The organism is Pseudoalteromonas sp. B160 (assembly GCF_037162485.1).
Classification (GTDB): Bacteria; Pseudomonadota; Gammaproteobacteria; order Enterobacterales; family Alteromonadaceae; genus Pseudoalteromonas; species Pseudoalteromonas rhizosphaerae.
Window position 1 is genome coordinate 3,681,458 of sequence record NZ_JARLUX010000001.1, and the last position, 19,380, is coordinate 3,700,837.

Here is a 19,380-nt window from a genome sequence, read left to right on the forward strand (position 1 = left end):
AATTGCTGTACAAATTTTCCATCTAAGTAGGTGGTATAGATTTAAGGAACATGTAATGACACGAAATGAAGGGCAAGCCTCGGTTATCTTAGATAATGTCTGTAAGCTGATCCAGAAAAAAGTTCACGCTGATAATGTGTTACTCGTTGAGAAATTCGCCAAATCCTTGTACAGCAATATGTCTAAAGAAGATTTGGCACATCGCAATGATAGTGACTTATATGGCGCTGCACTTAGCCTATGGAACTCGCTAGAAAAAAATACCTCTGATGATGCGGTGATCCGCGTTTTCAATCCTGAAGTAGCAAAAGATGGCTGGCAGTCATCACACACAATCGTCGAAATTATCGCTAAAGATATGCCATTTTTAGTTGATTCTGTTCGTATGGCGATGACCCGCGAAAATATCGCATCTCACTTGCTATTACACAGCCCACTTAAGATTCAACGCGATAAAAACGCTAAAATTTCAGCTTTATCAAATTTAAAAGCCGAACAAGAGTCTAGCTCTACAAAAACAGTGTTTTTTATCGAAATTGATCGCCAAACAGATTCTTCAGTGATTGACTCGTTCAAAAAAGAGCTTGAGTCAGTGTTGAACGATGTGTCTACTGCGGTAGAAGATTGGCAACCAATCCGCAAAAAGTTAATTGCGGTCAGTAAAGAATTACCAAAACGTAACCATAACAACAATGCAAGTGAAGTTGCAGAGACTGTTGAATTCTTAGATTGGTTAGTAAAAGATAATTTTACATTAATGGGTTATCGCCAATACGATTTGTCGCCAGTACAAGGCGATTACCAGCTCAAAGGTAAAATCGAGGGTAGCTTAGGTTTAATGAAAAATTCAACCGAAGAGCATTCTCGCCTATTATCTGAATTACCAGAAGTTGCCCGTCAAGAAGCCCGTAGCAATAACTTGTTGATCCTTACTAAAACTAACTCGCTATCACGCGTACATCGCCCAGCTTACATCGATTATGTTGGTATTAAGCGTTTTGATGATGAGGGGAATGTGATTGGCGAAGACCGTTTCATCGGGTTGTTTTCATCAAGTTTTTATAACAACAGCGCTGCTGATGTGCCGGTTTTAAAAAGTAAAATAAATCGCATTATGGAAATGTGTGATTTTGCCAAAGGCACTCATGCTTATAAAGCGGTGTTAAATATTCTTGAAACCTATCCGCGTGATGAACTTGTTCAGGCCCGTGAAAGCGAGTTACTTGAAGTTGCAATGGGTGTTTTACAAGTACAAGAGCGCGATATGTGTCGCTTATTTGTGCGTAAAGATGCTTATGGTCGTTTTTTCTCTTGCATGGTCTATGTACCGCGTGAGCGTTATAACACAGCGCTGCGCCGTGAAACACAAGATATTTTAGGCAATGCATTTAATTCAGACGATAAAGTCGAATTTACTACCTTCTTCTCTGAGTCTACACTGGCGCGTACTCATTATACCGTGCGTGTGACTGACAACAATATAGAATATAACGTGAAAGACATCGAAAATAATTTAGTAGAAGCCGCTCGTACTTGGGAAGATAAATTACAATCAGCACTGTTAGAGTCTGCTGGTGAAGCACGTGGTAACGAATTAAACCGCAAATATTGTAATGCGTTTGCTCGTTCTTACAAAGATGAAGTACTCCCAAGTGCCGCTGTTGTTGATATTGAAAAGCTTGAACTATTGAATGACGATAACAAGCTTGAAATGTTGTTTTACCGTCCGCAAGAAGAAGCGAACAGCAACATTGTACGTTTGAGCTTATTCCACAAAGATGAGCCAATCCATTTATCAGACGTTATGCCAATGCTTGAAAACTTTGGCTTGCGCGTCATTGGTGAAACGCCTTATTCGGTTAAAACCAGCGATGGCCGTATCAACTGGATCATGGATTTCTCAATGCTACTTGATAGCAAAGGTATTGCAGATTTCGATAAAGTATCAGCACGTTTTCGTGCCGCACTTACTAGTGTGTGGAGTAACCGTTTAGAAAATGACGGCTTTAACCGTTTAGTGCTAATGGGTGGCTTAACTGGTCGCGAAGCGTCAATTTTACGCGCTTATGCAAAATACATGCGCCAAGTTGGGGTTACTTTCTCGCAAACCTACATCGAGAGCACATTAGCTAATTACCCGCACATTGGTTCGCAAATTGTTAATTTATTTGCTAAAAAGTTCTCTGTTAAAAGCCCTGCTAGTGTTAAAACGCTTGATAAGCTAATTGCACAAATTTATGTAGAACTTGAAAACGTTGCTAACTTAGATGATGACCGTATTATTCGTTTATACGTCGATATGATCATTGCTACGCTGCGTACTAACTACTTCCAAAAAGATGACATAGGTCAGTTTAAGTCTTATGTGTCGTTCAAAGTAAATCCAAGCTTAATTCCAGATATGCCATTGCCATTACCGGCATTTGAAATATTTGTTTATTCTCCACGTGTAGAAGGTGTGCATTTACGTGGTGGTAAAGTTGCGCGTGGTGGCCTGCGTTGGTCAGACCGTCGTGAAGACTTCCGTACGGAAGTACTTGGTCTAGTTAAAGCACAACAAGTAAAGAATACAGTTATTGTACCTGTAGGCTCAAAAGGCGGCTTTGTTTGTAAACAACTGCCAACGGATCGTGACGCATTCTTCAAAGAAGGCCAAGAGTGTTACAAAATCTTCATTCGTGGTTTATTAGATATCACAGATAACATTATCCAAGGTGAAATTGTGCCGCCGGTTGATGTAACTCGTCATGATGAAGATGATGCATATTTGGTTGTAGCAGCTGATAAAGGTACAGCTACTTTCTCTGATATTGCCAATGGCATTGCCAATGAATATAACTTCTGGCTAGGTGATGCATTCGCATCAGGTGGTTCAGTAGGTTATGACCATAAGAAAATGGGTATTACAGCCAAAGGTGCATGGGAATCGGTTAAACGTCATTTCCGCGAAATGGACATTGATACACAAACAACTGATTTTACGGTAGTTGCAATTGGTGATATGGCTGGGGATGTATTTGGTAATGGTATGTTGTTATCCAAGCATATCCGTTTACAAGTGGCATTTAACCACATGCATATCTTTGTTGATCCAAACCCAGATTCAGCAACGTCTTACCCAGAGCGCGAGCGCCTATTTAACTTACCTCGTTCATCGTGGGAAGACTACAACAAAGACTTGATTTCAGCGGGCGGCGGGGTGTTCTCACGTGCGGCTAAATCAATCACTTTAACGCCAGAAATGAAAAAAATGTTGGGCACTAAAAAAGCCAGCATGACACCAAACGAGTTGATCAAAGCATTCTTAATGATGGAATTCGATCTATTATGGAATGGCGGTATTGGTACTTACATCAAGAGCAGTAAAGAAAGCGATGCAGATGTAGGCGACCGTGCAAATGACGCCCTACGTATCAATGGTAGTGAGCTTGGTGCAAAAGTACTCGGTGAGGGTGGCAACTTAGGTGCAACCCAATTAGGACGTATTGAATTTGCTGCTAAAGGCGGTCGCGTTAATACTGACTTCATCGATAACGTAGGTGGTGTTGCGTGTTCTGATAACGAAGTAAATATCAAAATTTTACTTAATGGTTTAGTTACAGCCGGTGATTTAACGCGTAAACAACGTGATGAACTACTGTATTCAATGACCGATGAAGTTGCACAACTGGTACTGAAAGATTGTTATCGCCAAACGCATACACTGTCAATTACGCAATCAAAAGGCTCATCAACGCTTAAAGAAAAAGTACGCTTTATTCATGCCCTTGAAAAAGATGGCAAGTTAAATCGTGCAATTGAATTTATTCCAAGCGATGAAGAGTTGGCAGAACGCGCTGCAGCGGGTAAAGATTTAACTCGCCCAGAGTTATCTGTGCTTGTGTCGTACGCTAAAATGGTACTTAAAGAGTCACTCGTGACTGACGACATCACAGAAAATCCATATTATCGTCAGCTATTAGTGAAGTCTTTCCCTTTACCACTACGTGAAAAGTTCAATACTGCGATGGATAATCACCCACTGCGTAAAGAGATTATTGCTACTAAATTAGCTAATAATATCGTTAACGATATGGGTCTGAACTTCATGGTACGTATGCATGAAGAAACTGGCGCAAACGAAGCTGAAATAGCGTTATGTTACTCTGTTGCAAGTGAAGTATTCCAAATGCGTGATACTTGGTCTGCAATTGTTGATCTTGATAACAAGATCCCAGCCGCAGTGCAAACTGAAATGTTGTATCAGTTACGTCGTACAGTACGCCGAGCAACACGTTGGTTCTTACGTCATCGCAATAAAGCGCAAAATATTGAGCAAACAATTGCCTTCTTTGCACCGACCTTCGCTGATTTAAGTGCAAACTTAACTAACTACATGGTTGAAAAAGAAAGTGAACGTTTATCTGCTGCCGCAGACAAGCTTATTGAAAGTGCAGTGCCAGCTGAGCTTGCAACACGTATTGTATCGCTCTCTAGCTTGTTCTCAGTAATGGACTTAGCAGAAGTTGCTGCAAATTCAGGGCGTAGTATTGATATGGTATCTAATACCTACTTCAAACTAGGTGCACGGATGGGACTGCATTGGTTCCTTGACCAAATTACTCATCAGCCGGTGGCGAATCATTGGCAAGCATTGGCCCGCGCTTCATACCGTGAAGAGCTTGATTGGCAACAACGTACACTATCTGAAGTTGTTTTAAATAACTTTGCTGGTGATAACAAAGATGTTGACGGTCAAATTGATCAGTGGATGGACAGCCAAGATTTATTACTACAACGCTGGAAGCAAATGTTAGCTGAATTTAAGACTTCACAAAGTCATGATTTTGCTAAGTTCTCAGTTGCATTACGTGAACTTATGCTACTTAGTCATAACTGTGATACATCTGCAAAATAAGCAATTGATACTGACTGATTATTTTCCCACATGAAAATAATGAGTTAATCGTTAAAATTGTTATACAATACCCCAGCCTAGTCTGGGGTATTTTTTTATTAAGAGGATTATTTCATGTTTTACGATCTTGCTCGCCGTTTTATGTTCACCCGTGATGCGGAATGGGCCCATGAATTTGCACTTCATAACTTACGCCGTTTTAACAATACCCCATTCAGTGCTGCATGGTCGCAATCAGTGGCAGATCGTCCAGTCGAATTTTTAGGTTTACAGTTTAAAAACCCAGTAGGATTAGCAGCTGGCCTTGATAAAAATGCAGAATGTATTGATGCGTTTGCAAAGATGGGTTTTGGCTTTATTGAGGTAGGTACTGTGACACCTCGTCCACAAGTCGGTAATGACAAGCCGCGTATTTTCCGTCTGCCAGAGTCAAATGCAATTATCAATCGTATGGGCTTTAATAATAAAGGTGTTGATAACCTAATTAATAACGTTAAGGCTGCTAAATACGACGGCATTCTAGGTATCAATATTGGTAAGAATAAAGATACCCCAAATGAACAAGGTAAAGACGATTACATCCACTGTATGCGTAAAGTGTTTGAACATGCCTCATATATTACTGTCAATATCTCATCACCAAATACGCCTGGACTTCGTGATCTGCAATATGGTGCTGCACTGGATGATCTATTGCAAAGCCTTAAAAATGAGCAGCTTGATTTGATCGCCAAACATAATAAACAAGTGCCAATGCTAGTAAAAATTGCTCCAGACCTTGATGCTGTGCAAATAGCTCAAGTTAGTGAATCATTATTAAATAACAACATCGATGGTGTAATAGCGACGAATACTACCTTAGAGCGCGCTGCGGTGCATGGACAACAATATGCTGATGAAGCCGGAGGCCTGTCAGGTCAGCCAGTACGTGAGCGATCCACTCATGTAGTGCAAGAATTAAAACGTTTAACCGCAGGTAAGTTGCCGATCATTGGAGTGGGCGGAATTGATGATGCAGCCAGTGCGAAAGAAAAATTATCAGCAGGTGCAGATCTTGTACAGGTATACACTGGATTTATATATAAAGGACCGCAATTGGTAAAAACGATCCTGCAAGGCTTATAAGGATCCGTTATTTAAGCTTTTGATCGTTCAATAAATGTTCTAAAGAAATATATATTAATTGGTCAAAAGCCGCTATACTACAATATTCATAAGATTAATTAGTAAGGGCGTAGGGAACGCATGTTACAAGCATCAAAGCAGTGGAAATGGATTGCTTGTCCAGTAAGAAATCGTTTATTGATCGATTTAGATCAAGATATGCAGCTGTGCACGCCTTATAAACTACGTCAACTCACCGATGCTATTTTAACCCAACCTAACTTTAGTTTAGAAGATGCCGCCTTTTATCAGCAGGTTTACCAATATCTTGCTGGATTTAATCTATGGAATGGCGCGCAGCTATGTCAAATTGCGCTAAATGCGACAGCAGCTAAATTTTATTTAAAGCCAATGCTGGCAAAAAGTTGGTTTTTCGAACCCTACAAAGGCAATGAGCCCAGTATAGAAGCAGTTATAAAATTGCAAACTAGCGAACAAAGTGGTGAGTTTTTGATTGTTGACCACTGTAAAGAAGCCTCTTTATGCATTTGTCTATCTGAGCATTTTAAGCTTGATGAAAACTTAAGCCTTAATCAATTTGAAGCTATTCGTATACTTAACAATCGTGTCCATCCAATTTATAACCACGCACAAAACAGTAAAACAGCCTAGCATATTTTTTATAGTTCCTTTGTTTATCGCGTGTTTGTCTCCCAACCTATGTTATAATCCCGCGCAATTAGCTATTAAGGGTTATTACTTTGCATTTTATCGCACTTACTTCTATCGGAATCGAAAATTTATTGGTTGATGAACTTACTGACATTGGCGCTACGGTGACCAAACAAACAGTTGGTTCTGTGCGTTTTGACGCCGACACTACATTAGCACAAAAGGTCTGTTTAATGAGCCGCTTCGCGACACGAGTGCTGATGTTGATCGAAGAGAAAGAGGGCGTAAATAATAAAGAAAGCCTTTACAATTTTGCTCGCTCACAGCCTTGGCAGGAATGGTTTGGTCCAACGCAAACTTTTGCAGTCGACTTTAATGGTACCAACGACTCACTTAAAAATACCCAGTTCTCAGGTTTAGTGATCAAAGATGCGATTGTTGATTATTTTAATGATTTATTTGAACAGCGGCCAAACGTTGATAAACAAGATGCCAATGTACGCGTTGTTGCGCGTTTATCGCGTCAAGGTGTGGCCATGTATATCGATTATTCAGGACCGCGTTTATCTGAACGTGGTTATCGAGAAGGTCAAGGTAAGGCACCTATTAAAGAGCATTTAGCGGCAGCACTGATCAAACGCAGCGGTTGGCTTGACAATGTTCAACAGCCGCTATTTGATCCCTGCTGTGGTGCAGGCACTATTTTGATTGAAGCTGCTGGCATGGCGCGTAATGAAGCGCCAGGTTTATTCCGTGAGGGATTTGCATTTGAGCGCTTACCAAGTTTCCGTATTGCTAAATACAAAGAGTTAAAAGAGCAGCTTACAGCACAAATTACAGATCCTAAACTATGGCTTATTGGCCATGACAATGACGCTAATGTACTAAGCAAAGCAGTAGATAATGCTCGTAGAGCTGATCTAGGTGATGTGATCAAGTTTAAACAAAGCGATGCAACTAAGCTTACCTCAGTGGCAAAATTACCAGGTGTGGTTATTTCAAATTTACCGTATGGTGAACGTATTGGTTCGATGGCTGAGTTGGTAAGTTTACACAGTGCTTTAGGTACAGGCTTTAAAAAACATTTTAATAACTGGAAACTTGCCCTACTAGGCATGGATGAGAGTTTATTTAAATTATTAAAGCTGGTGAAACTCAAGCGTTATAAATTTAAAAATGGTCCACTTGATGTGGTACTTAATTTATATCAACTTGATGACAAACAAGTCAGCCAAACAACTGAAGATAAGCCTGCATTGAACTTTGAAGGTTCAATGTCGTTTGCTAATCGGGTTAAAAAGAATAAGCAAGGCCTGAAAAATTGGCTCAAACAAAATGATGTGCAGGCCTATCGTGTCTACGATGCTGACATTCCTGAATACAATGTAGCCGTTGATATTTATGGTGATTCAGCGGTAATATTTGAGTACGCTGCGCCGAAAGAAATTGACGATGTAACAGCGCACAAACGTTTACAAGACGTGATTTCGTTAACCTCACAGCAGCTCAATATCGCACCTGGAAATATTGCTGTAAAAGTACGTAAAAAGCAAAAAGGTGAAGAGCAATACACACCAATGGCTAAGCAAAATCGTACTCAAGTGGTTGAGGAGTTTGGCGCGAAGTTTAAAGTCAATTTATTTGATTACTTAGATACTGGCTTGTTTTTAGACCACCGTCTTGCTCGTCGTTATATCCAAGAAAATGCCAAAGATAAACGCTTCTTGAATTTATTTGCCTACACAGGGACAGCCTCTGTACATGCAGCTCTGGGTGGCGCTAAAGCGATAACCACGGTTGATCTATCGAAAACCTATTTGAAATGGGGCCAAGATAACTTTGACCTGAACAATATCAGTAATACCCGTTATCGTTTTGAACAGGCTGATTGTTTGAAGTGGCTTGAGCATGCCACAAGCCAATACGATTTGATCTTTTTAGATCCGCCAACGTTTTCAAATTCAAAACGCATGAAAGATGCTTTTGATGTACAAAATGATCATATTAAATTACTGACATGGGTTAAAAAAATTCTCAGTCCATCTGGCACGTTGATTTTCTCGAATAATATGCGTGGCTTCACCATGGATGAAGTGGGCTTGATTGGCTTAGGCTTAAAAGCTGTTAATATTTCAGAGCAGACGATTTCTCCTGACTTTAAACGCAATAAAAAAATACATAATAGCTGGTTGATAACCCATGGCTAAGTGGATTTTGTATCATACCGATGGCTGTCATTTATGTGAGCAAGCGCAGGGCTTGATCACGCCGTTGTTGGGTGATGATCTGTTACAGCTTGTTGATATTATGAGTGATGAAGAATTAATTACAGAATATCAGACCAGTATACCCGTTTTAAAAAGCGATCAAGGCCCGCAATTATTTTGGCCTTTCACTGCGCAAGATGTGCGTCAGTTTTTTACGCAAACAGAATAAGAGTAAACAGATAGTATGGATTTAATTAGAATTTCTAAAGCTCAACTCGCGTATGGTACGCATCCACTGTTAGACAACGCTGATGCCGTCATCGAAACTGGTGAGCGTGTGTGTGTGGTTGGTCGTAATGGTGCGGGTAAATCAACGTTACTAAAAGTCCTTGATGGCCAAGTTATTTTAGATGATGGTGAAATAAATCAGTTAGGTAGTATTAAAATATCTCGTCTAGAGCAAGATCCACCAAAAGGAGCTAGTGGCTCGGTGTTTGATTATGTTGCTCAAGGTATGCCTGAGATTGCAAATTTATTAATTGATTTTCATCACGTCAGCACTGAGTTACAAACTGACTGCACAGATAAACTACTTAATAAACTTGAACGTTTATCAAATCAACTCGAAGCTGCAGATGGTTGGCGTTTTGATAGTAGAATTCAACTTGTATTAACACAGTTAGAATTAGCACCAGAAGCCAAACTTGAATCACTTTCTGGTGGCTGGTTACGCAAAGTTGCCCTTGCACGGGCACTTGTCAGTGAGCCGGATTTATTATTACTTGATGAGCCTACTAACCATTTAGATATGGAAAGTGTAATGTGGCTTGAACAATTCTTAAAAGAGTTTAAAGGCGGTATTGTCTTTATTTCTCACGACCGTGCGTTTATTCGTGCAGTGGCGACGCGGATCTTAGATTTAGATCGCGGTAAGCTGATTTCATACCCTGGCGATTATGCTACTTATTTAGAGCAAAAAGCCCATGATTTAAAAGTAGAAGAAACGCAAAACGCATTATTTGACAAACGCTTAGCAGAAGAAGAAACGTGGATCCGCCAAGGTGTAAAAGCACGTCGAACGCGTAATGAAGGCCGTGTCCGCGAGCTTAAACAGCTACGTAATGAACGCAAACAGCGTGTTGATCAAGTGGGTAAAACTGACTTCAATATTGAAACGGCAGACCGTTCAGGAAAATTAGTATTTGAAGCTAAACATCTAAATCATGCATTTAATAAAGACAAAGTAATTGCCAATGACTTCTCTACTTTAGTTATGCGTGGCGATCGTATTGGCTTAGTTGGCCCTAATGGTATTGGTAAGACGACTTTATTAAAACTGCTATTTGGTGATATTGAAGCTGATGCAGGGATTGTTAAGCAAGGGGTGAACTTAGAGTTTGCTTACTTTGATCAATACCGCCAAAAGCTTGATGAAGAAGCCACCGTACAAGATAACGTTGCCGAAGGTAAGCAAGAAGTAATGATGGGCGGACGCTCACGTCATGTACTCGGTTATTTACAAGACTTTTTATTCCCGCCTGCGCGTGCTCGTACACCGGTTAAAGCACTCTCTGGCGGTGAAAAAAATCGCTTATTATTAGCTAAACTATTTTTAAAACCATCAAATATTCTTGTGCTTGATGAGCCGACCAATGATTTAGATATAGAAACCCTCGAGCTGTTAGAGGATATTATTAATCAGTATCAGGGAACCGTGTTAATTGTAAGCCATGACCGTGAGTTTATTGATAATACCTGTACCAGTGTTTGGGCATTTGAAGGTAATGGGGTAATTACAGATATTGTCGGTGGTTACAGTGATTATGAAGCCTATGCTAATTATTTATCACAGGAACAAAAAAACAGCTAACTACACCTGCTAAAAAAGAAGCAGTCGTTGCACCAGCTCCTGTGGCTAAAGCAGATAACAAAAGTAATAAACTCTCTTACAAATTAAAACTTGAATTAGAACAATTACCCAGTAAGCTGGAACAACTTGAACAAGCATTAGAAGCGCAGCAAGTTGTGGTTAATGACGCTGATTTCTTTAAACAAGATGCCAGTGCGACAACCAAAGAATTGAACCATTTAGCACAACTTGAGTCTGACCTTGAAGCCGCTCTGGAGCGCTGGGAAGAACTTGAAGATTTAAAGAATCAGTAGTAAGGACTAAAATGAAATATAAATTACTCGCGGCTAGTATTCTAGCTACGATGAGTACATCAGCAATCAGTGCAACATATCAGTTGACAGAGCTGAGTTCTTTAGACGAAGCCAAGCATAATTACGTAAAAGATGTCAGCGAAAGCGGCTATATTATCGGGCAGTCTAACGGCTTATATAACTTACCCATAGATGTGAGTTACATCGATTTTACAGATAACTTAATTAAAAATGCATATAGCAACCAAGAAAACTACTTTGAGTTAATTGATAAAGAAATTACCTTTACCTTAGATGATATTGAAAACAATAATGCAGCGGCGACTAACCCAGACGCACATAGTTTTATGCTTTCATTTTTATCAGCACAAGCTAACAACCCAGAATATCAAAAATTGGCTAATATCATCGGTTACAATATTTTGGACGGTATAGCGCAAGAACAAGTTCTTTTTGATGTTGCATCAGTTGATTATGATGGCCTAACACGATCAGTTAGCAATAACTATAATGCAGTAGCAGAAGACGGTATTACGGTAGGTTGGGGCAGTGCGCCTTATGAAAAAACCAGTTTTCTTCCTGATGGTGAAACTGAAGAAGAAACACAATTTGTGCGTGATTTTATCTCCCGTGGCGTTGTTATATCACCATCCGGTTTAAATGTGCCATTAGTGCCAGAATATGCTGAACATGGCGGCTTAAGTTCAGCCAACGGTATAGTTAAAACCAACACAGGATATATTGTAGTCGGGCAAGTATCAACGGGGATCCCAGTTGATAGACAAGAAAATATTGATGATAACTGTGATGGTGAAGATGAACCTGTCAGTGTTTGTATTGAAAATTTGCATAGAAGTACATCATCACGACTGTTTGATAGCCGTGCTATTAAGTGGACACTTGATACAAACTTAAATATTACTAAAACTGAACCGCTTGGTTTAGGCCTTACGCCAGAAGAGGATGACGGGTTTGCATTTATAAGTAATGCACTCGCTGTTAATAGTAATGGCATTGTTGCTGGTTACTCTGACATTCGTGATAATGATAGATCGTCAACAATCAGAGCATTACCTGTTTATTACAAAGACGGTAACGTTGCTGAAATCCTCAATCAAGAAGATGATTGGACTGGTGGTAAGTCAGTAGCCATTAATGAAAATAACATTATTGTTGGCTATGGTATAAAAAGAATTGAAGGCGCTGATCGTCTTAAGTTTTTCTATCATGATATTGCCAGCAGCAGTACTGTATTCCCAAAAGATTTCTTTAATAGTTCTACTTCAGTTGCCAATGATATTAATGATAATGGTTATATTGTTGGTGAAGGTGAAACTGACGTATTTAATGTTGGTGCGCGTCGCCGAGAAGGTTTCCTGTACAAGATTGGTGAAGATGCGATTACAAACATAAATGATTTACTGCCTTGCTATGAAGCAGACGGTGAAACTCGTTATGGTTATGTCGTTGCAGAAGCGAAAGTGATTAACAATAAAAATGAAATTTTTGGTGTTGCTACTAAAACAGTAGAAAAAACTGATTCATTAGGTGGTATTGTTCGTGATATTAATGGTGAGATAGAATACGAAAGTATTGCTGTGCCAGTGAAGTTATCTCCTATTAATGGGACTATTGATAGCTGCTCTGATCCTGAAACTGACACATATGAGCGTCAATCGTCTAGTTTCCCTTGGTATACGTTATTATTACTTCCTCTAGTTGGTCTACGTCGTATATTTCGTTAGTTTTTGAAATTATTACTGGGTGATCCAGCATTAACGGTCACTTAGTATTGAAAAAAAACCCTGCTTTGCTAAGCAGGTTTTTTTGTCTATACTTTAAATTAGAAACAGTTATTTTTTATGACGATTTAACCATGCTTTACGCACTGAACGACGCCATAGTAAATCAACACCGAAGTAGCCTATTACTGATGCGATACAAGCACTGATCAAAGAGCCAACTAAAAAAGCAGGGCCAATAGTTGTTAAGCTTTCCATAAACCATTGCCAACTTGGTTGAAATGCAAAATGTTGTTCCGGCTGTCCTAACACTAATGTGCCAATTAAATACGAACAATAAAAGATAGGTGGCATGGTTAGCGGATTAGTGATCCAAACTACTGCGACAGAAATAGGAAGATTTACTCGTAACGGAATTGCCAATGCAGCAGCAAGCACCATCTGAAAAGGAACCGGAATGAAAGCAAAGAATAAACCGACGGAAAATGCCCCACGAGCTGAACGACGATTTAAATGCCATAGATTGGCATCGTGGAGTAAACGACCAAAAATTTTTAAATATTTATGATGTTTAACTTTATTGTGATCGGGTAAAAACCGTTGGATCGTTTTTTTAGCCATTTAAAGCAACCATTTACATCTGTTTGGTTAAGCGTTGGGTTTGTCGTTGGTTGTATTATAACCGTTTTTTATTATCAGACCCTTGTATTTACAGTTTTCGCGTTATCTCTGTTAATTGCGAGTCTCTATTTTAAGCCGTTTTACAGTGTATTGTTAGGTTTTATTTGTGGAATTTTGTGTGTATGGGTACATTTTACCAGCTTCTACGCAATTTCCAGCTTGGCTTTGGATGAAAATAAACCATATCTAAGTAATATTACGATTGTTGAGGTTATTTCTCAGCGTGATCACTATTATTTAAAAGTTCGGCTCAATAAGATAGATAATCAACCTCTATCAAATATTAAGCCTCCTTTTGCATTGCTGACTTTTAATAACGACCAGTTACTTAAGGTGGGTGATCATGTTAAAACGTGGCTTGAATTAGAAAAATATCGCAGCCAAAAAAATTATGATGTGTTTGATAAAGAGCGTTACGCATTTAGTGAGCGACTATTTTTTAAAGGCAAGCAAGTTGGTAGTATTATCGAAATCTCTAATAACTATGAAGCTGACCTAATTGAAAAATACCGTGATTTTATCAAACACACCTACCAACATAACTCGCTAAATTGGCTGTATTATCCGCTAATGACTGGCGACCGCAGTGCTATGAGTTTTTCACAAAAGCAAGAATTACAACAATTTGGTATTAGCCATTTATTAGCCATTTCTGGATTACATATTGGCTTGATGTTTAGTATCGGTTTTTTTATAACCCGCTACTTAATAAGTTTTTTTATTTTTGTGGTTAAACCAACAGTACAGCAGATCAATTTGTCGCTTATTTATAGTTTAGGTGGATTTGTGCTTGCTTTTAGTTATGTGTACTTAAGTGGTTTTATCGTATCGGCAACTCGCGCTTTGATCATGTTAGGATGTTATTTAGTTATTTATTACTTTGCTAAACAGGCACTGCGCTGGCGATTTATCTTGTTTGCATTAGTATGTGTATTGCTCATCGACCCATTTAGTTTACTTAATCCAGGACTTTATTTTTCATTCACTGCGGTAGCAATTATCTTTTGGGTTTTTAGTGTCATAACCATAACCAGCTCCGGCTTTTTAGCCATCATAAAAACACTCATTACCCTACAGTTTGCTTTGTTTATTGGTTTATTACCGCTATCGCTTTATTATTTCAATGGGGTCAGCGTAATTGGCTTAGTTGTTAATTTAGTGGCTATCCCATTACTTGGTTTTATTATCATGCCTTGCTTAGTATTATTTTCCGCAATCAGTGTATTTATTGATATTAGCGGGTTGATTAGTGTGTTTGATTCATTATTACAGCATATTTATCAGCTCTTATTGTTGATCCCACAGAATTTTCGTTGGTTTGATACCACAAATTTTAGCCAGCAATTGCTTGTTAGTAGCTATATTGCAGCAATAATTGTGTGTTTTTTGCCCTGGCGTTTGTTGGCATGCATACCATTACTACTGGTTGTACTCGATCACTATTTACTGACCAAACCGCGCTGGCAGCTTAATGTATTCGATGTGGGTCATGGCACCATGGTGTTAGTCAGTAATCAAGACAAAGGTTTTATTTATGATCTTGGCCCAATTTATTTTAATACATTTACGCGGGTCAATAGAACCTTAATACCCTATTTAAAAAGAAACGGTATTGATGTTGAAGTTTCGCTTATTAGCCACATGGATAAAGACCATGCCGGAGGGCTTACCCATTGGTTAGAGCATGGTTACCAGCATACTTTTAAATTGCTACAACCAACTGGCCCAGAGCAAGTTTGCAGAGCGGGCGAATATAGTTTTTATGACTTAATCATTACCGTGAGCGAGCCGGCACAGCATTTAATAACTGACAATGATAACTCTTGTGTAGTGCATATCAGTGATGGCAGGTTCAGTGTTTTGCTTCCTGGTGATATTTCAACAAAAAGAGAAGCACAACTAATCCAGCAGCAAGGTGTGCTTAAAAGTACGGTATTATTGAGTCCTCACCATGGTAGTAATACCTCATCAAGTGATGCATTTATTCATGCGGTTGCTCCTGAGGTTGTTATTCATTCAACGGCATATAAAGGGCAGTGGCAATTTCCACGTACAGAAGTTTTATCACGTTATGCTAAGCAGCACGCTTTACAATATACAACAGCTGAAAAAGGGCAGGTTAAAATTGAGTTTTATCAACATCACTACACAGTAAACCTAGCTCGTGAAGATGAAAGTTATTGGTTTCTAAAAGATTGAGTTTAGTTTTGTGCAACTGGAGGCTACAATAGCCACAGATTATGAATAAGAGAGTACTATGGACCAAACTACATCACAAATTTATAAGCGTTTATTGACGTATGTGGGGGATTATAAAAGCGTTGCCATTTTTGCTGTGATTGGCATGATTGGCTACTCAGCTATGGATGCTTTATTTATCCAACTAATGAAGCCATTTATGAGATCAGGGCTTAAATCAACGCAACGCTGAAGTATTAAAATACGCACCATTTGTTGTCATCGCGTTAGTGTTTGGCGGGTATTTTTAACTATATCTCGTCTTATTGTTTAAGTTATGTGGGTTCACAAGTTGTCCGCTCGTTACGTCAGCAATTATTTGAGCATATTTTACATTTACCCGTTGCCTTTCATGATCAAAATTCAACTGGGGATTTAATTTCAAAAATAACGTTCGATACCGAGCAAGTGCAGCAAGCGATCACCAAAGCAATGCTTATAGTAGTCAGAGAAGGCGCATTTGTGGTGTTTTTACTGGCTGTTATGTTTTATACAAGTTGGAAGCTGTCATTAATCTTTTTGATCATAATCCCCCTGGTGGCAGTTATTGTTTCCGTTGTATCAAAACGTTTTCGTCTTATCTCTAAAAATATTCAATCGGCAATGGGGCAAGTTACCCGTAGCTCAGAGCAAATGCTCAGTGGCCATAAAGTTATTCATGGCTTTGGCGGTCAACAGCAAGAAATAACCCAATTTGCAAAAATTAATAATCATAATCGTCAGCAGCGTATCAAAATGGATGCCACTAAAGCACTTAGTGTGTCTGTGATTCAAATTTTGGCTGCAAGTGCAATGGCAGTTATTCTCTGGGTGGTTTCTATGCCATCAATGATTGATACAGTGAGCTCTGGGGATTTTGTGGTGCTTATTTCATCGATGATGATGTTATTACGCCCTTTAAAGCAATTAGCTAATGTAAATAGCGATTTACAGCGTGGCATATCTGCAGCGCAAAGCATTTTTAGTGCTTGACCAAGAGGCCGAAAAAGACGTTGGTACAATTAGTGTAGATAAAGTAAAAGGTATGATTGAAGTTAAAAATGTCACCTTTAATTACCCAACGAAAGCAGAAGCTGTATTAAAAAACTTATCGCTCACTATAAAAGCGGGCGAGAGTATTGCGTTAGTTGGGCGTTCAGGTTCTGGTAAATCAACTATTTCAAACTTATTACCACGTTATTATGACTTACAACCGCCAAGCGAGATTTTACTCGATGGCGTGCCACTGGCGGATTATAAGTTAACAGATTTACGTCGCCAATTTGCTCTAGTATCACAGCAAGTAGTGTTGTTTAATGACACCATTGCCAATAACATCAGTTATGGTATTGCACGTCCACTTAGTGATGACGAGGTCTTGAATGTGGCAAAACAAGCACATGTGTGGGAGTTTGTGAAAGATTTACCCGACGGTCTAAATACCATGGTCGGTGAAAATGGCGTTATGTTATCTGGCGGGCAACGCCAGCGTATAGCGATTGCAAGAGCAATCTTAAAAGATGCACCAATTTTGATTTTAGATGAAGCAACTTCTGCATTAGATACAGAGTCTGAAAAACTGATCCAGCAAGCTTTAGAAGCATTAATGAAAAATAAAACCTCTATTGTGATTGCTCACCGATTATCAACAATAGAACAAAGCGACCACATCTATGTTATTGATAATGGTCAAGTGATAGAAAGTGGTGATCACATCAGCTTACTGGCTAATGATGGCACGTATGCAGCGCTTTGCAAGATGCAATTTGGTGAGCACGGGTGAGTAAATTAGAACAAAGCTGGTATCGAGGTATAAGCTTTCTTACCGTATTACTTTTACCACTGAGTGGATTATTTTGGTTTATAAGTAATCTGCGTAAATTAGCGTATGCGCTAGGTTTATTGAAGGCATACCAAAGCCCTGTGCCAGTTATCGTGGTAGGTAATATTAGCGTCGGTGGTAACGGGAAAACTCCCTTTGTGATCTGGCTTGCTAATTACCTAAAGCAGCGTGGCTTAAGGGTTGGCATTATTAGTCGAGGCTATGGCGGCAACAGTGATAGCTATCCACTCACTGTGACTGAGCATACTGATACGACTCAGGCAGGTGATGAGCCGGTACTTATTCAACGCAGGCTTGACTGCCCTGTAGTTGTAGGCCCAGATCGACAAGCTAATATAGAGCAATTAATTGCGCAACATCAGCTTGATGTGATTATTTCCGATGATGGTATGCAACATTATAAAATGGCCAGAACAATAGAGTGCTGTATTGTTGATAGTCAACGACGTTTTGGCAATGGCTTGTTAATGCCTGCGGGGCCACTGAGAGAAACACAAAAACGTTTAAAATCAGTTGATTTGGTTATTGAAAATGGGGGGAATGCCATGTTTAATTATCAGCTAAGAAGTGCTGATTTAGTAAGTGTTGCCACTAATATAGCCACTAAAGTCCCGCTTTTGAGAGGTCACGCAGTGAGCGCCATTGGTAATCCACAACGTTTTGAAAATAGCTTACGTCAACAAGGCATTACATTGCTAAGTTGTCATCATTTTCGAGATCATTATGGTTATACAGCACAAGATTTCATAAAATTTAATGATGAAATAGTGTTTATGACGGAGAAAGATGCGGTAAAATGTCACTCATTTGCAAAACCAACGTGGTATTTTTTACCTGTTGACGCAGAGCCATCCCCTGCGGTGGTATCTAAACTTAACTTATTACTGAGAGAAAAAGGGATCCTAGATGGCCTTTGATACAAAATTACTTGAAATAATTGCTTGCCCAGTGTGTAAAGGCAAATTACGTTTAGACAAAGAAAACAGTGAATTGATCAGCACAGCTGCAAAACTTGCTTACCCTATTCGAGATGATATTCCTGTATTACTAGAAAATGAAGCGCGTGAATTGAGCTTAGAAGAGATTGAAAAAGTGGAATTCGTAGTCGTTATTCCAGCGCGCTTTGCATCGAGTCGTCTACCAGGTAAACCCCTTGCTGATATTTGTGGCAAACCTATGATTCAACATGTTTATGAAAAGGCGATGGCGTCAGGGGCTAGTAAGGTCGTAATAGCCACCGATCATCAACAGGTTTTTGATGTTGTCAAAGGCTTTACTAATAATGTCTTAATGACTCGAGATGATCATCAGTCAGGCACTGAACGGCTAGCTGAAGTTGTTGATTTATTATCACTTAATAACGATATTATTGTAGTGAATGTGCAAGGTGATGAGCCTTTATTAGCCGCTGAAAATGTCTCGCAAGTTGCAGCTTTACTTGCTAATTCAAGTGCGCCAATGGCGACCTTGAGTGCCGCCATTGAGAATGTCGATGAGATCTTTAATCCCAATGCAGTTAAAGTCGTCAGCGATGTAAATAAAAATGCACTGTACTTTTCTCGTGCCAGCATTCCCTATGATCGTAGTCATATGTACACTGGTGAGAATAACGGATTAGACACACAAGATTTTCAACGTCATGTGGGTATTTATGCATACCGCGCTGGTTTTATTAAACAATACATCTCACTGACGCCATCCCCATTAGAGCAACTTGAATCTCTTGAGCAATTACGTGTTTTATATCATGGCTATAAAATAAAAATAGAACAGGCAAAAATAACACCCCAAGCAGGGGTTGATACGCCTGATGATTTAGCGCGTGTAATTGCTATACTGCAAAGTCATTAAGTG

General features: G+C 39.4%; 10 protein-coding genes and 2 pseudogenes. 11 read left to right on the top strand and 1 reads right to left on the bottom strand.

Annotated elements, in window-relative coordinates; translation table 11 throughout:
• Positions 1–55 precede the first annotated feature (55 nt).
• The 7 genes and pseudogenes from P4S61_RS17175 to P4S61_RS17205 all read left to right on the top strand — a co-directional run bounded on the left by P4S61_RS17175 (position 56) and on the right by P4S61_RS17205 (position 12,788).
• Complete coding sequence (locus P4S61_RS17175; RefSeq protein ID WP_182734765.1) at positions 56–4,897, top strand: NAD-glutamate dehydrogenase; 4,842 nt, start codon at positions 56–58, stop codon at positions 4,895–4,897.
• 114 nt (positions 4,898–5,011) lie between these two features.
• Positions 5,012–6,022: a quinone-dependent dihydroorotate dehydrogenase gene (gene pyrD / locus P4S61_RS17180; RefSeq protein WP_145233821.1), complete on the top strand. Its 1,011-nt coding sequence runs from the start codon at positions 5,012–5,014 to the stop codon at positions 6,020–6,022.
• A gap of 120 nt (positions 6,023–6,142) precedes the next feature.
• Positions 6,143–6,673: a cell division protein ZapC domain-containing protein gene (locus P4S61_RS17185; RefSeq protein ID WP_145233823.1), complete on the top strand. Its 531-nt coding sequence runs from the start codon at positions 6,143–6,145 to the stop codon at positions 6,671–6,673.
• 89 nt (positions 6,674–6,762) lie between these two features.
• Positions 6,763–8,880 (top strand): bifunctional 23S rRNA (guanine(2069)-N(7))-methyltransferase RlmK/23S rRNA (guanine(2445)-N(2))-methyltransferase RlmL, encoded by a 2,118-nt coding sequence (rlmKL, locus tag P4S61_RS17190; protein ID WP_145233826.1) that lies wholly within the window; start codon positions 6,763–6,765, stop codon positions 8,878–8,880.
• Positions 8,873–9,109 (top strand): glutaredoxin family protein, encoded by a 237-nt coding sequence (locus tag P4S61_RS17195; protein ID WP_182730950.1) that lies wholly within the window; start codon positions 8,873–8,875, stop codon positions 9,107–9,109. Before rlmKL ends, P4S61_RS17195 begins: the two co-directional genes overlap by 8 nt.
• A 15-nt stretch (positions 9,110–9,124) precedes the next feature.
• A pseudogene (gene uup, locus P4S61_RS17200) lies at positions 9,125–11,043 on the top strand (ATP-binding cassette ATPase Uup).
• Positions 11,044–11,054: 11 nt separating this feature from the next.
• Complete coding sequence (locus P4S61_RS17205; protein ID WP_337118728.1) at positions 11,055–12,788, top strand: DUF3466 family protein; 1,734 nt, start codon at positions 11,055–11,057, stop codon at positions 12,786–12,788.
• Between the two features lie 108 nt (positions 12,789–12,896).
• Here the strand turns inward: P4S61_RS17205 and P4S61_RS17210 are convergent, their stop codons facing one another.
• The gene (locus tag P4S61_RS17210) at positions 12,897–13,406 is read right to left on the bottom strand and encodes a DUF2062 domain-containing protein (RefSeq protein WP_145233835.1); all 510 of its coding nucleotides are present in this window, start codon (positions 13,404–13,406) and stop codon (positions 12,897–12,899) included.
• 225 nt (positions 13,407–13,631) lie between these two features.
• On the opposite strand from P4S61_RS17210, the gene P4S61_RS17215 reads away from it, so the two are divergent.
• The 4 genes and pseudogenes from P4S61_RS17215 (at position 13,632) to kdsB (ending at position 19,377) form a co-directional block, all read left to right on the top strand.
• Entirely contained in the window at positions 13,632–15,665 is a 2,034-nt protein-coding gene (locus P4S61_RS17215) for a DNA internalization-related competence protein ComEC/Rec2 (protein ID WP_337118729.1), read from the top strand.
• Between the two features lie 58 nt (positions 15,666–15,723).
• Positions 15,724–17,466, top strand: a pseudogene (msbA, locus tag P4S61_RS17220) (lipid A export permease/ATP-binding protein MsbA).
• Positions 17,463–18,443: a tetraacyldisaccharide 4'-kinase gene (gene lpxK / locus P4S61_RS17225; protein ID WP_337118731.1), complete on the top strand. Its 981-nt coding sequence runs from the start codon at positions 17,463–17,465 to the stop codon at positions 18,441–18,443. Before msbA ends, lpxK begins: the two are co-directional and overlap by 4 nt.
• Entirely contained in the window at positions 18,433–19,377 is a 945-nt protein-coding gene (kdsB, locus tag P4S61_RS17230) for a 3-deoxy-manno-octulosonate cytidylyltransferase (protein ID WP_337118732.1), read from the top strand. The genes lpxK and kdsB overlap by 11 nt, the downstream gene beginning before the upstream one ends.
• Positions 19,378–19,380: the final 3 nt, after the last annotated feature.

Bases quoted from the DNA above. Each gene is read 5' to 3' on its own strand.
- kdsB (WP_337118732.1), top strand. From the start codon at position 18,433: ATGGCCTTTGATACAAAATTACTTGAAATAATTGCTTGCCCAGTGTGT.
- P4S61_RS17175 (WP_182734765.1), top strand. From the start codon at position 56: ATGACACGAAATGAAGGGCAAGCCTCGGTTATCTTAGATAATGTCTGT.
- pyrD (WP_145233821.1), top strand. From the start codon at position 5,012: ATGTTTTACGATCTTGCTCGCCGTTTTATGTTCACCCGTGATGCGGAA.
- P4S61_RS17210 (WP_145233835.1), bottom strand. From the start codon at position 13,406: ATGGCTAAAAAAACGATCCAACGGTTTTTACCCGATCACAATAAAGTT.
- P4S61_RS17185 (WP_145233823.1), top strand. From the start codon at position 6,143: ATGTTACAAGCATCAAAGCAGTGGAAATGGATTGCTTGTCCAGTAAGA.
- P4S61_RS17195 (WP_182730950.1), top strand. From the start codon at position 8,873: ATGGCTAAGTGGATTTTGTATCATACCGATGGCTGTCATTTATGTGAG.
- P4S61_RS17205 (WP_337118728.1), top strand. From the start codon at position 11,055: ATGAAATATAAATTACTCGCGGCTAGTATTCTAGCTACGATGAGTACA.